Source organism: Thioclava sp. FR2 (assembly GCF_051200875.1).
In the GTDB taxonomy this organism is placed as follows: Bacteria; Pseudomonadota; Alphaproteobacteria; order Rhodobacterales; family Rhodobacteraceae; genus Pseudotabrizicola.
The window spans coordinates 1465530-1479168 of sequence record NZ_CP195191.1 but is presented as its reverse complement, the minus strand read 5'-3'; the positions used below and the strand labels follow the sequence as shown (position 1 = coordinate 1479168).

Below are 13639 nucleotides of genomic sequence, written 5' to 3'. Positions count from 1 at the left end.
GGCGTTCTTTTGCGACCCCCGGAATGCTGCCCAATCCTTTAAAATCCGTAAAGATCAGGCGCTAATATATTGATTTTGCAAGTGATTAAAACGTCCCCGTCGGGGACGCTCATTTCAGCCCTTGATCGGGATGTCCCGGCCCAAAGAATAGAACTCGTCATTCGGGCGGATCGTGGCCATGTTCACAATCCGGTTCGACATGCCGAAAAACGCCGTGATCGCCCCGATATCCCAGATCTCATCCTGCGTGAAACCTGCCGCGACCAAGGCCGCGTGATCCTCGGGCCCGATTTCCTGCGCCTTCAGGGCCACCTTGATCGCATATTGAACCATCGCCGCTTCTCTCGGGGTCAGGTCTGCCTTGCGCCAGTTGACCGCGACCTGATCGGCAATCTGCGGGTTCTTCGCCCGGATCCGCAAAATCGCCCCATGCGCCACCACACAATATTGGCAATCATTCGCAGCACTGGTCGCGACCACGATCATCTCGCGCTCGGCCTTTGACAGCCCGCCCGGTTTTTCCATCAGGGCATCGTGGTAATCCATGAAGGCCCGCAGTTCATCGGGCCTGTGGGCCATCGCCAGAAAGACATTGGGCACAAAGCCGGACTTGTCCGAGATCACCTTGATCCGCGCCGCAAGATCCTCGGGCAGCGTATCGACCCCGACCACCGGAAAGCGGCTGATCGCCTTGCTCATGCACGGCCTCCCTTTTGCGGGTCGACCAGACGCCCCATCACCGAGGGTGCGCGCAACACGCCAATGCAGCGCCCGTCTTCCGTGACCGAAAGCTCTGCCGCCCCATCGCGCATCCGGATCATGATCTCCTTCACTGGAGTCTCCGCATCCACCGAAGCAGCGTCAGAGGTGCCCGGCTCCATCACATCCCGCGCGGTCAAGACCGTCAGTGGGTTCATATGGGCCACGAAATCCTGCACATATTCATCGACGGGGTTGGCAATAATCTCTCGTGCCGTACCACATTGCACGATCCGCCCCCCTTCCATCAGGGCAATCCGGTTGCCGATCTTGAAGGCCTCATCCAGATCGTGGCTGACAAAGATGATCGTCCGTTTCAGCTTTTGCTGAAGCTCCAGCAACTCGTCCTGCAGTTTCGCCCGGATCAGCGGGTCAAGCGCCGAGAAGGGTTCGTCCATCAAGAGAATAGGCGCGTCGGTCACAAAGGCTCGGGCCAGCCCGACCCGCTGCTGCATCCCGCCCGACAGATCACCCACCTTGCGCTCCGCCCATTGGCTCAGGTTCACCAGCTCCAACTGCTTGTCGACCCGCGCCTTGCGGTCTGCGGGGGACAGGCCCGCCAATTCCAGCCCCAGACCTACGTTTTCGCGCACCGTGCGCCAAGGCAGCAGGCCAAACTGCTGAAACACCATTGCGATCCGGCTCAGCCGCAATCGGCGCAGCGTCTCGGAACTGGCATGGGTGACCGAGATCATCTTCTCGCCGTCACTGACCCGCACCTCGCCCCGCACCACCGGGTTCAAGGCATTCACGCCGCGCAAAAGTGTGGATTTGCCGCTACCCGAAAGCCCCATAAGCACAAGAATCTCGCCTTCGTCGACCGAAAGCGTGCAGTCATGCACCCCCAGAACCTGACCGGTCGCGGCCTGAATTTCAGCGCGGCTCTTGCCCTCATCCATCAAGGGCAGGGCGCGTTCGGGATGGTCGCCGAAAACGATGGAAACTTTGTCGAACTCGACTGCCTTCATGATTTCACCCGCAGCATGCGATCCAAAAGAATGGCCACAACGACGATGATGAAGCCCGATTCAAACCCAAGCGCCGTGTTCACGCTGTTCAACGCCCGCACGACCGGAACGCCCAATCCATTCGCTCCAACCAGCGCAGCAATCACCACCATCGACAGCGACAGCATGATGGTCTGGTTCAATCCGGCCATGATCTGCGGCAGTGCATAGGGCAGTTCGACCTTCCACAACAACTGGCGCGGCGTTGCCCCAAAGGCGGTTGCGGCTTCGGTCAGGGAAACGGGGGTAGAACTCACGCCAAGATGGGTCAGTCGAATGGGCGCTGGCAGAACAAAAATCACGGTGGCAATCAGGCCCGGCACCATGCCAAGGCCGAAAAAGACAATCGCCGGGATCAGATAGACAAAGGTGGGAAGGGTCTGCATCAGGTCAAGAATGGGGGAAAGCCAGGCATAAAGCTTGGGCCGATGCGCGGCTGCAATGCCAATCGGCACGCCCACGCCCATGCAGACCACGCAGGCCGAAAGGATCAGGGTCAGACTTTCCATCGTCTCATCCCAATAGCCTTGGTTCAGGATGAACAGAAAGCCAAGCACCACACCAAGGCAAAGCTTCCAGCTGCGGTGCAGTCCCCATGTAAAGGCCACGAAAAGCGCGATGATCACCAGCGGGTGTGGTGTATCCAGACACCACAGGATGGCGTCAATCATCGCCTCCATCACCGCGGAAAGCGCATCGAATAGCCCGCCCAGATGCGTGTTCATCCAATCGAAGATTATTTTGGCCGCTTTACCGACCGGAATCTTTGTCTCGGTTAGCCAGTCCAGCACAGCCAAACCCCTTTATCTTGGCCAAAATATCCCGCGGGGGGAGACAGGTTGGCTCCGCCAATCTGTCCGGGGGGCGCGAAGCCCCCCGTTTCCCGTTTCATCAAGGGCGCTGGATCAGTTCAGCGCAGCAGCCACGGCCGCCTTGGCGTCGCCACCATCCTTGGTCGTCACGCCATCCAGCCACGCTTCCCAAGCTGTGGGATTTGCTGCCAGCCAGCTCTTGGCGGCGTCTTCCGGATCAGCGCCATCATTCAAGATCGCGCCCATGATCTCGTTTTCCATGGCCAGCGAGAAAGCAAGGTTTTGCAGAAGTTTGCCGGTGTTCGGGCATTCCGCAACATAACCCGCACGGGTGTTGGTATCGACAACGGCCCCGCCAAGGTTCGGGCCAAAGTAGTCGTCACCGCCGGTCAGGTAGGTCATCTTGAAATTCGCGTTCATCGGGTGGGGTTCCCAGCCAAGGAACACGATCGGCTGACCGGCCTTGTCGGCCTTGGCCACGGCAGCCAGCATCCCCTGTTCCGAGGATTCGACGATTTCAAAGCCGTCCAGACCAAACGGACCCGAGGCGATCATGTCCATGATCAGGCGGTTGCCGTCATTGCCCGGTTCGATGCCATAGATCTTGCCTTCCAAAGCGTCTTTTGCGTCCTTGATATTGGCAAAGTCGGTAATGCCAAGGGCCGCACCTGCCTCGTTGGTCGCCAGCGTGTACTTTGCGCCTTCCAGATTGGTGCGCACGGTGTCCACCTTGCCTGCATCACGATAGGGGGCAAGATCGGCCTCCATCGTGGGCATCCAGTTGCCCAGGAAGACGTCGATATCGCCTTCGGCCAGACCAGTGTAGGTCACCGGAACCGACAGCACCTTGGTTTCTGTCTCATATCCCAACGCCTGCAGAACCACAGTGGTGGCGGCGGTGGTGGCAGTGATGTCGGTCCAACCAACATCCGAGAAGATCACCTTGTCGCAGCCTTCTGCAAAGGCAGACCCGGCAAGGGCAAAGGTGACGGCCGAAGCCAGAAGGGAAGAACGTACAGACATGGAAGCTCCCGTGGTTTTTTGTTGATTGACGAGTCAATAAACTTCAAGCTAGCACAAAAATGCAACCCATTTGTTGGATTTTCGTAATGCCGAAGCTTGGAATGGAGCCTATCCGAAAGGAAGCGCTGGTCAAAGCGACGATCGTTGAGATCGGTCGGACCGGTTCGCTTGACGTGACGGTGAGCCAGATCGCCAAGCGGGCCGGCATGTCCTCGGCGCTGGCGCACCATTACTTTGGCTCGAAAGAAGAAATTTTCCTTGCAGCGATGCGACATATCCTGACGATCTACGGGGCAGAAGTGCGTGGCGCGCTGGCCGCGGCACAGGGGCCAGAGGCGCGGCTGATGGCCATTCTGCATGCCAGCTTCAGCCCCGGAAACTTTCGCCGCGAGGCCGTGAGCGCCTGGCTCAATTTCTGGGTTCTGGCGCAGACGGTGCCGCAGGCGCGACGCCTCCTTGCCGTCTACCAGCGCCGACTCAGATCGAATCTCCTCGCCAGTTTGCGGCCACTTGTCGGCCCCCGTGCACCTGCCGTTGCCGATGGACTGGGCGCACTTATCGACGGCCTCTACCTGCGTGAGGTTCTGAAATCCGGTCCGCCAAACCCAACCGCCTCGGTGGCGCTGCTGGCGGATTACCTTAAAACCCAGATGAAAGAGGTGACAGCGTGATTGCTCAGCCGAAAGCCAGCCACTTTGTCGATGGCGCCTATGTCGAAGATACCCAAGGCGCAAAGATCGAGGTGATCTTTCCCGCCACGGGCGAGGTCATCGCCGAGTTGCACGAAGCGACGCCGTCGATTGTTGACCGGGCACTGGCCAGTGCGCGCCGTGCGCAGGCCGAATGGGCGCGGGTGCGCCCGGTTGAGCGTTCGCGCATCTTGCGCCGGGCGGTCGATCTGATCCGCGAACGCGGGGAAGAACTGGCCCAGCTTGAAACGCTGGACACGGGCAAACCCATTCAGGAAACCCGTGTGGCCGATTGGCCCTCGGGCGCCGATGCGCTGGAATTCTTTGCAGGCCTTGCGCCGACCGTCACGGGGGAAACCGTGCCGCTGGGGCAGGATTTCGTCTATACCCTGCGCGAACCGGTCGGCGTCTGCGTCGGCATCGGGGCATGGAACTATCCCAGCCAGATCGCCTGCTGGAAATCGGCCCCGGCCCTCGCCTTGGGCAATGCAATGGTGTTCAAACCGTCAGAAGTCACTCCGCTTGGTGCCTTGAAACTGGCCGAGATTTTCGTCGAGGCGGGTTTGCCCGCAGGGCTTTTCAACGTGATTCAGGGCAGGGGGGCCGTAGGTGCCGCCTTGGTCACCGACCCGCGCACCGACAAGGTCTCGCTGACGGGCAGCGTGCCGACCGGGCAAAAGGTCTATGCAGCCGCAGCCTCTGGCATTCGCAATGTGACGATGGAACTGGGTGGCAAATCGCCCCTCATCATCTTTGACGACGCAAGCGTGGAAGATGCTGTTGGCGCGGCAATGCTGGCCAACTTCTATTCCACCGGCCAGATTTGCTCGAACGGAACCCGGGTCTTTGTGCAAAAGGGCATCAAGACGCAGTTCCTCAAGCGGCTGAAAGAGCGCGCCGAGGCCATTACCCTTGGCGATCCGCGCAAGGATGACACCCAGCTTGGCCCCTTGGTCAGCGCGGCGCAGCTCGACAAGGTCATGGGCTATGTCGAAAAGGCCAAGTCCGAGGGTGGGACGCTTGTCACGGGCGGCAAGCGGGCGCCGATGAATGACGGGTTCTATGTGGAACCCACTGTTTTCGCGGACATTACCGACGATATGACGCTGGCCCGCGAAGAGGTCTTCGGCCCCGTCATGGCGGTCTTGGATTTCGAAACGGAGGCCGAGGTTATCGGTCGCGCGAACGCGACCGAATTCGGTCTTGCGGCGGGGGTCTTCACGGCCGATCTGGCGCGCGGCCACCGCGTGATCGGTCAGTTGCAAGCCGGCACCTGCTGGATCAACGCCTATAACCTGACCCCGGTCGAAGCCCCCTTTGGCGGCATGAAAATGTCGGGCGTCGGGCGCGAAAACGGACGCGCGGCGGTTGAGCATTATACGCAGGTAAAGACCGTCTATGTCGGCATGGGGCCGGTCGACGCGCCTTATTGAGAAAAGCGCCCTTTGCGGGCGCCCACCCACCCACCCCGCCCGCAAAGGGCGCGGAAACCGGGTTTCGGGCTGGGCAGGACAAAAAAGAAAGGCGTCGCAAGATGCATGCGGATTATGTGATTGTCGGGGCTGGTTCTGCCGGATGTGCCATGGCGTATCGGCTGGCCGAAGCGGGCAAACGGGTGATTGTCATCGAACATGGTGGGTCCGATGCCGGGCCCTTCATCCAGATGCCAGCTGCCCTGTCCTATCCCATGAACATGAGCCTTTATGACTGGGGCTACATGTCCGAACCCGAGCCCCATCTGGGCAATCGTCGCCTCGTTACACCGCGGGGCAAGGTGATCGGCGGATCCTCCTCGATCAATGGCATGGTCTATGTGCGCGGCCATGCCTGCGATTTCGACACTTGGGCCGGGATGGGGGCCGATGGCTGGGCCTATGCCGATGTGCTGCCCTATTTCAAACGCATGGAGCACAATCACGGGGGCCAAGGCCCGGATTGGCGCGGATCGGACGGGCCTTTGCATGTGACCCGCGGACCGCGGTCCAACCCCCTGTTCAACGCATTTATCGAGGCGGGACGTGCCGCAGGCTATCCCGTCACGCAGGATTACAACGGCGAGCAGCAAGAGGGCTTTGGCCCGATGGAAGCCACGATCTACAAGGGTCGCCGCTGGTCTGCCGCCAATGCCTATCTGAAACCGGCGATGAAAACCGGCAATGTGCAGGTCGTGCGCGGTCTGGCCCGAAAGGTGGTCATCGAAAACGGCCGCGCCGTCGGGGTTGAACTGGATCAGGGCGGAGAGCCCTTTGTCATTCCCGCGAAATCCGAGGTTATCCTTGCGGCCTCGTCGCTGAACTCGCCCAAGCTTTTGATGCTGTCGGGGATTGGCCCGGCCGCGCATCTGGCTGAACATGGCATTCCCGTGGTCGCCGACCGCCCCGGCGTTGGCGCGAATTTGCAGGACCATCTTGAGGTCTATATGCAATATGCCTCGAAAAAGCCGGTAACACTTTACAAATATTGGAATCTTCTGGGCAAAGCTGTGATCGGCGCACAATGGCTTTTTACCCGCAAAGGGCTTGGGGCTTCGAACCAATTCGAGGCCTGTGGCTTTATCCGGTCGCGTGCCGGGATCGAGTATCCCGACATCCAATACCATTTCTTGCCCATTGCCGTGCGCTATGATGGCAAGGCCGCAGCCGAGGGACATGGCTTCCAAGTCCATACCGGCCCGATGCGGGCAAAATCGCGCGGCTCTGTCACCTTGCGTTCTGCTGATCCAAAGGCCGCACCGGTGATCCGGTTCAACTACATGTCCGAGGCGCAGGATTGGGAGGACTTCCGGGCCACCATCCGTTTGACCCGCGAAATATTTGCCCAAGAGCCGATGCAGGAATTCGTCAAGCATGAAATCCAGCCCGGCAACGCGCTGCAAAGCGATGACGAGATCGACAGCTTCCTGCGCGACCATGCCGAAAGCGCCTATCACCCCTGCGGCACCGCCCGCATGGGCAGGGCAAACGATCCGATGGCCGTGGTCGACCCGGAATGCCGGGTGATCGGGGTTGACGGGCTTCGCCTCGCGGACAGTTCGATCTTCCCGCAGATCACCAATGGCAACCTGAACGGTCCGTCCATCATGGTGGGGGAAAAGGCTGCCGATCATATTCTGGGCAAAGCGCCCTTGGCGCCATCGAACCAGCAGCCCTGGATCAATCCTGCCTGGCGCACTTCGCAACGTTGACGTTTTCGGATCGCTTGGCCCTTTGACGCAGGGGCCAAGCGCGGGGATCACAACGGCGTTAACGATTTGTTAACGAATCTCTTGATCGAAAAAGCCGCAGCCGCCATTTCGGATGAATGGCGATATTCAGAACTCTTCTTGTGCCGGCCCTGCTGGCGATCTCGTTTCCTCTTCAGGCATCTGCAATGGATCGCAGCGTGCGGGTCGTGGATGGAGATACCTTTGAATTTCAGGGCGAATCGATCCGTTTGTTCGGCATTGATGCGCCGGAACAGGGCCAGCCCTGTGATGGCGCGGCAGCCCTGCGCGACTGCGGCGCATGGTCAAAGGCGGTTTTGACAAAGGCATTGGGTCAAGGCCCACTGACCTGCAAGGCCAAGGATATTGACCGCTATGGCAGAACGGTCGCCCAATGCTGGGTCGCCGGAAAGGACCTTGGCAGAACCATGGTTCAGGAAGGCGCTGCCAAGGCTTATCGAAAGTATTCAAGCCTTTACGTCACGACGGAAGCAGAGGCCAAGACAGCAGGACGCGGCATCTGGGCCGCCGCCATGCAAGACCCGGAAGAGTTCCGCCACTTGGTTGCGCCTGCCTTGACGGCCCCTCAGCTTGCCCCAAAAACAGCCTGTGCGATCAAGGGGAACATCAATGCCAAGGGCGAGCGGATCTATCACCGCCCCGGTCAGCGCGATTACGATGCCACGAAAATCAACGTGAAAAAGGGCGAGGCATGGTTCTGCTCTGAAGTCGAGGCAAAGGCTGCCGGATTTCGCGCGGCCCGTCGGTAATCAGAATTCTGCGACTGAACTGATCCGTTTGATCAGGGTCAAGGTGCGCGCAAAAGCGATGCCCTAGACTCAGGCTAGACAGCAAGAACAGGAGACGCGAATGTCGAATACGCCGCATGAATTGGCCGAGGAATTTCCGGGTGCTGCCGAGAAAATCTCTGAACTGAAGCAATCAGACGCGCATTTTGCCAAGCTGCTTGAACAGTATCATGAAGTGAACCGTGCCGTGCACCGGGCCGAGTCGCGGGTTGAGGCGATTTCGGAAGAGGCCGAAGCGGACCTGCGCCGCAAGCGGGCGCATCTCAAGGATCACATCGCCTTCCACCTGACCCATGGTGCAGGCCACGCCTGAACCTTCGGGCGGATAACACGATCAGAAGGGGTGGCCAAACGGCCGCCCCTTTTCCGTTCAGGGGGCAATCTCATAGGGCAGAACATCCCTGCGGTCGGGATCCACACGCAAGCGTCGGCCCAAGGGCGGGACAGACCGCTGGTGGCAGTCGGCCCGTTCGCAAATGCGGCAGGAAATCCCGATGGGCTCAAATCGGCCTTTCAGATCCAGCCCATCCGCATAGACCAGGGCATCGGCATGCTGAACCTCGCAGCCCAGACCGATGGCATAGCGGCGCGTCGGAATGTGAAAGGCGCCCCCCGGCTTGGACACGTCGCGGGCAAGGCACAGGTAGCGCACGCCATCGGGGGTCTCTGCCAGCTGGCGCAGGAACCGCCCCGGTGTTTCAAAGGCGCGGTGCACGTTCCACAACGGACAGGCCCCGCCAAACCGCGCGAATTGCAGGCGCGTGGCCGAGTGCCGCTTGGTGATCGTCCCCGCCTGATCAACCCGCACGAAAAAGAACGGGATGCCCTTCGCCCCCGGTCGTTGCAGGGTCGAAAGACGGTGCGCGACCTGTTCAATACTGGCCCCGAACAGATCTGCCAGACGCTCCAGATCGTGACGCGTTTCCTGTGCCGCCGCCAGAAAGGCGCGATAGGGAAGCAGGCAGGCCCCGGCAAAGTAATTCGCCAAGCCGATCTTGGCGATGTCGCGGGCCTCGGGCGTCTGAAACCGGGCCAGATCCAACGTCGCGTCAAATAGGTCATTCTGGGTGATCAGCGCCACCTGATGCAGCAGCTGAAACCGCTGCGTTGGCCCCGCAACACGCGATGACATGTCCAGCCGCCGCGCCTGCGGATCATAGCGCCGCATGGCCGGGGCATCGGTGAAATGCAGCGTGATCCCGCGGCGCTCCAATGCCTCGCGTACGGCCGCGACCACGTCACGCCGCCCCTTCGGTCCGGTCATGAAATGCTCAGCAGCCCGGTCGACGGCATCTATGTAGTTGTCGCAGTAGTGGAAGAAATCACGAACTTCTTCCCAAGGGCTGGGCCGCAGCGCCGCATCTTCGCGTCCCAAGGCCTCGTCAAGGCTGGCAAGCCGTTCATGGGTCTGTCGATAGGCGCGGTGCAAATCCAGAAAGGCGCGGGCAAGGGCAGGGGCGTTCGACGCGGCCAGCCGCAAATCCGCCAAGGGCGGAGAGGCCGCAGCAAAGACCGGATCGGCCAAAGCCTCTTTCATGTCGCTGACCAGCCGCTCGCTTTCGCCGACGGTCAGCTCGGTCACATCCAGCCCAAATTCTTGCGCCAAGGCCAAGACGACGGCCGCCGAAACAGGGCGGTGGTTGTTCTCCATCTGGTTCAGATAGGGCAAGCTGACCGCCAGCTTGTCGGCAAAGGCCTTTTGCGTCAGCCCCAATCGCGTACGCATTTCGCGCAGCTTTGCCCCAGCATACAGCTTTTGCGTTGCCATGATCCCTCCCGCTCGCGGACAGAGCCATTGTCAACTTTGCAAATCGGCCGTCAATATCGGATATCGCGCCAAAATCCTTGCAAGGATTTTGCAAATTTCTTCAAAGAAATTTGTGGTCAACCTGACAAGCCAAGCGCTTTCGCGCGCCTCAGCACCCACAGGATCGACACGACTGCCAGCGAGGCCGAGACGAGCATCACGATGACCAAGGGCATTTCGGTCGAGCCCGGTGTCAGCAGCATCCCGGTAAAGGCCGCAAGGGCAGCGCCACTGCCGATCTGGATCGCCCCGCCCAGACCAGAGGCCGTTCCGGCAAGCTCAGGCTTGACGGACAACATCCCCGCATTGGCATTGGGCAGCGTGATGCCATTGCCAAGGCCCACGAACATCGTAAAGCTGAAAAAGACCAGTGCCGAGTGGATTCCGGCCAAAGTCAAAAGCAGCAGCAAACCCAACCCGAAGGTGCAGACCAGCGCACCCAAAAGGATCATCCTGTTCAGTCCGATCCGAACGGAATAGCGCCCGGCAAAGAAATTGCCCGCAGCATATCCAATCGCCGTCAGGGCAAAGAGCGCCCCGATTTCGGAAGAACTCAGCTTGAAGACTTCATTTCCGACATAAGGCGCACCGCCAAGATAGGCGAAGAAGGTTCCAGAGCTGAACCCGGCACACAGAACATAGCCCCAGAACCTTTGAGAGGCCAAAAGCGCAGGGTATTGCTTGATCTGATCTGACAGCGAAACCTGCTTCATCTTGGCCGTTTCGCCCTGATCGGCCCAGACAAGCCCCAGCACGACAATCCCCAGAACCAAAAGCAACGCGAAATTCGCCTGCCAGCCGATCCATTCATCCAGAAAGCCGCCCAAGACCGGCCCGATCATGGGGACGATGCTCATTCCCATGGTGACATAGCCGATCATGCTTGCGGCTTGCGCGTCTGAAACCATATCGCGGACGATTGCCCGGCTGAGCACCATACCGGCCGCAATCACCGCCTGCGCCATGCGAAAGGCCAGAAAGACGCCTGCCGTCGGGGCCAAAAGCGTGCCGACCGTCGCCAGCAGAAACAGGATAAGCGCACCGATCATCGTCTTGCGCCGCCCATAGCGATCAGAAATCGGCCCGATCAGAATTTGCAGAACGGCCGAAAGGCCCAAATAAAGCGCAACCGACAACTGCATCAGCGCATAGGGTGCCTGAAACCACGCCGCCATTCCCGGCAGCGACGGAAGGAAAATATTCATCGTCAGCGCCGACAAACCCGCCATCAAGATCAGGGTGGCGATATGCGGGGGCGTGCTACGGTCCAGAAATCGGCTTTGGGTCATGCAAATGACCTATGCCTGACCAAACCCTTTGTCCACGCCATTCCAGCAGACTGGTCTGTGCGCCTACGCCCATTTGTGGAAAATGAAAAACGCCCCCAGCGCGATAAAACCAAAGCCGACAAAATGGTTCCAGGTCAGTGGTTCTTTTAGGTAAGTCACTGAAAAGACGGCAAAGACAGACAGCGTCAGCACCTCTTGAATGGTCTTCAATTCGGCCGCGCTGAAATGACCGTGACCAATCCGGTTGGCGGGCACCTGCAGCAGATATTCAAACAGCGCGATGCCCCAGCTTGCAAAGATGACCAGAAGCAAGGGCGCCGTCTTGAACTTCAGGTGGCCATACCACGCAAAGGTCATGAACACATTGCTTGCCAGCAGCAGGCCGATGGTGACGACAGGAACAGGCAAAGACATCGGCGCACTCCGAGATGTTTGGCCGAGCTATATCCAAGCGGCAAGCCGAGACAAGGCAGGATGCGGCATTTTGGACGTCCAAGGCACCGTCATGGTGCGGCCTGCCGCTGCCCCAAACCCACAAGAGGAAGCATCGGCTGTTTTTCTTGGCTTTTTGGTGAATTTGCTGATTTGCAATTAGCAAATAGAGATCTGTCAAGATTATGCAAATTTACGGGAATCTTCTTTATTGCGCCGTCAGCCTTGCCTATTGTGCGCCATCCGCAAGGGGAGGGACGCCGCCATGAAAGATATCCTGCAGGAACTGGAAGATCGCCGCAACATCGCCCGCCAAGGGGGGGGGCAGCGCCGCATCGACGCGCAGCATGCCAAAGGCAAGCTGACCGCGCGCGAACGGATCGAGCTTTTGCTTGATGAGGGGTCCTTTGAGGAATTCGACATGTTTGTGGCCCATCGTTGCACCGATTTCGGTATGCAGGATGACCGCCCACCGGGGGACGGCGTGGTAACGGGCTGGGGCACGGTCAATGGCCGGATGGTCTATGTCTTTAGCCAAGACTTCACCGTCTTTGGCGGCTCGCTATCGGAAACCCACGCGCAGAAAATCTGCAAGATCATGGATATGGCGCTGCAAAATGGCGCGCCGGTGATCGGCATGAACGATTCTGGCGGTGCGCGTATTCAGGAAGGCGTGGCCTCTCTCGCCGGCTATGCCGAGGTATTCCAGCGCAACATCATGGCTTCGGGCGTTGTGCCGCAGATCAGTCTCATCATGGGCCCTTGCGCCGGTGGTGCCGTCTATTCGCCCGCGATGACCGACTTCATCTTCATGGTCAAAGACACGTCCTATATGTTCGTGACCGGACCTGACGTGGTGAAAACCGTCACCAACGAACAGGTCACGGCCGAAGAACTTGGCGGCGCGTCTACGCATACCAAGAAATCCTCGGTCGCCGATGGTGCCTTTGAAAACGATGTCGAAGCCATTGCCGAAACCCGTCGCCTGATCGACTTCCTGCCGCTGAACAACCGCGAAAAGGCCCCTGTGCGCCCGTTCTTTGATGAACCGGGCCGCGTTGAAGAAAGCCTTGATACGCTGATCCCCGACAATCCGAACCAGCCCTATGACATGAAAGAGCTGATCGTGAAAATCGCGGATGAGGGCGATTTCTTTGAAATCCAGCGCGATTATGCGGGCAACATCATCACCGGCTTCATCCGCATCGAAGGCCAGTCGGTGGGCGTCGTCGCCAACCAGCCGATGGTCCTTGCGGGCTGCCTTGACATCGACAGCAGCCGCAAAGCCGCACGCTTTGTCCGTTTCTGCGATGCCTTTGAAATTCCGATCCTGACCTTGGTTGACGTTCCCGGCTTCCTTCCCGGTACCAGCCAGGAATATGGCGGTGTCATCAAGCACGGCGCAAAGCTTCTCTTCGCCTATGGCGAGGCGACCGTGCCAAAAGTCACCGTCATCACGCGCAAGGCCTATGGTGGTGCCTATGACGTTATGGCGTCCAAGCACCTGCGCGGGGACTTCAACTATGCCTGGCCCACGGCAGAAATCGCCGTCATGGGGGCCAAGGGCGCGACCGAAATCCTTTACCGCAGCGAATTGGCCGACAAGGAAAAGATCGCGCAGCGCACCAAGGATTACGAAGACCGTTTTGCAAACCCCTTCGTGGCCGCTGAAAAGGGCTTTATCGACGAGGTCATTCGCCCGCATTCGACCCGCCGTCGTGTCGCCCGCGCCTTTGCTGCCCTGCGCACAAAGAAGCTGGCGAACCCGTGGAAGAAACACGATAACATCCCCCTTTAATGAGGTTTTCTT

Annotated in this window: 13 protein-coding genes; 6 read left to right on the top strand and 7 right to left on the bottom strand. The window is 59.5% G+C overall.

Translation table 11 applies throughout. The features are described 5' to 3' along the window. Window positions 1-114: 114 nt before the first annotated feature. The 4 genes from ACSBLW_RS07085 to choX form a co-directional block, all read right to left on the bottom strand. A complete protein-coding gene (locus ACSBLW_RS07085; RefSeq protein WP_435259521.1) occupies window positions 115-699 on the bottom strand; it encodes a peroxidase-related enzyme in 585 nt (194 codons plus the stop codon). Beyond that, window positions 696-1727 carry a choline ABC transporter ATP-binding protein gene (choV, locus tag ACSBLW_RS07080; protein ID WP_435259520.1) on the bottom strand — a complete coding sequence of 344 codons (1032 nt, stop codon included), beginning with the start codon at window positions 1725-1727 and terminating at the stop codon, window positions 696-698. Before choV ends, ACSBLW_RS07085 begins: the two co-directional genes overlap by 4 nt. Then, window positions 1724-2554, bottom strand: coding sequence for a choline ABC transporter permease subunit (gene choW, locus ACSBLW_RS07075; RefSeq protein WP_435260062.1), 831 nt, complete (start codon window positions 2552-2554; stop codon window positions 1724-1726). The genes choV and choW overlap by 4 nt, the downstream gene beginning before the upstream one ends. Before the next feature lie 117 nt (window positions 2555-2671). Then, a complete protein-coding gene (choX, locus tag ACSBLW_RS07070) occupies window positions 2672-3601 on the bottom strand; it encodes a choline ABC transporter substrate-binding protein (protein ID WP_435259519.1) in 930 nt (309 codons plus the stop codon). Between the two features lie 86 nt (window positions 3602-3687). On the opposite strand from choX, the gene betI reads away from it, so the two are divergent. The 5 genes from betI (at window position 3688) to ACSBLW_RS07045 (ending at window position 8614) form a co-directional block, all read left to right on the top strand. Then, on the top strand, window positions 3688-4272 hold the full coding sequence (gene betI / locus ACSBLW_RS07065; RefSeq protein ID WP_435259518.1) for a choline-binding transcriptional repressor BetI: 585 nt from the start codon (window positions 3688-3690) through the stop codon (window positions 4270-4272). Continuing rightward, the gene (betB, locus tag ACSBLW_RS07060; protein WP_435259517.1) at window positions 4269-5723 is read left to right on the top strand and encodes a betaine-aldehyde dehydrogenase; all 1455 of its coding nucleotides are present in this window, start codon (window positions 4269-4271) and stop codon (window positions 5721-5723) included. The genes betI and betB overlap by 4 nt, the downstream gene beginning before the upstream one ends. A 101-nt stretch (window positions 5724-5824) precedes the next feature. Next, window positions 5825-7474 (top strand): choline dehydrogenase, encoded by a 1650-nt coding sequence (gene betA, locus ACSBLW_RS07055; RefSeq protein ID WP_435259516.1) that lies wholly within the window; start codon window positions 5825-5827, stop codon window positions 7472-7474. 116 nt (window positions 7475-7590) lie between these two features. Then, complete coding sequence (locus tag ACSBLW_RS07050) at window positions 7591-8262, top strand: thermonuclease family protein (protein WP_435259515.1); 672 nt, start codon at window positions 7591-7593, stop codon at window positions 8260-8262. Window positions 8263-8362: 100 nt separating this feature from the next. After that, on the top strand, window positions 8363-8614 hold the full coding sequence (locus ACSBLW_RS07045) for a YdcH family protein (protein ID WP_435259514.1): 252 nt from the start codon (window positions 8363-8365) through the stop codon (window positions 8612-8614). A gap of 57 nt (window positions 8615-8671) precedes the next feature. On the opposite strand, the gene ACSBLW_RS07040 is transcribed toward ACSBLW_RS07045, so the two are convergent. The 3 genes from ACSBLW_RS07040 to ACSBLW_RS07030 all read right to left on the bottom strand — a co-directional run bounded on the left by ACSBLW_RS07040 (window position 8672) and on the right by ACSBLW_RS07030 (window position 11811). After that, complete coding sequence (locus tag ACSBLW_RS07040; protein ID WP_435259513.1) at window positions 8672-10069, bottom strand: helix-turn-helix domain-containing protein; 1398 nt, start codon at window positions 10067-10069, stop codon at window positions 8672-8674. A 116-nt stretch (window positions 10070-10185) separates the two neighbouring features. Next, window positions 10186-11397 (bottom strand): multidrug effflux MFS transporter, encoded by a 1212-nt coding sequence (locus ACSBLW_RS07035; RefSeq protein ID WP_435259512.1) that lies wholly within the window; start codon window positions 11395-11397, stop codon window positions 10186-10188. A 63-nt stretch (window positions 11398-11460) separates the two neighbouring features. Then, window positions 11461-11811, bottom strand: a complete 351-nt coding sequence (locus ACSBLW_RS07030; protein ID WP_435259511.1) for a DMT family protein — start codon at window positions 11809-11811, stop codon at window positions 11461-11463. 283 nt (window positions 11812-12094) lie between these two features. On the opposite strand from ACSBLW_RS07030, the gene ACSBLW_RS07025 reads away from it, so the two are divergent. After that, on the top strand, window positions 12095-13627 hold the full coding sequence (locus ACSBLW_RS07025; RefSeq protein WP_435259510.1) for an acyl-CoA carboxylase subunit beta: 1533 nt from the start codon (window positions 12095-12097) through the stop codon (window positions 13625-13627). Window positions 13628-13639 lie beyond the last annotated feature (12 nt).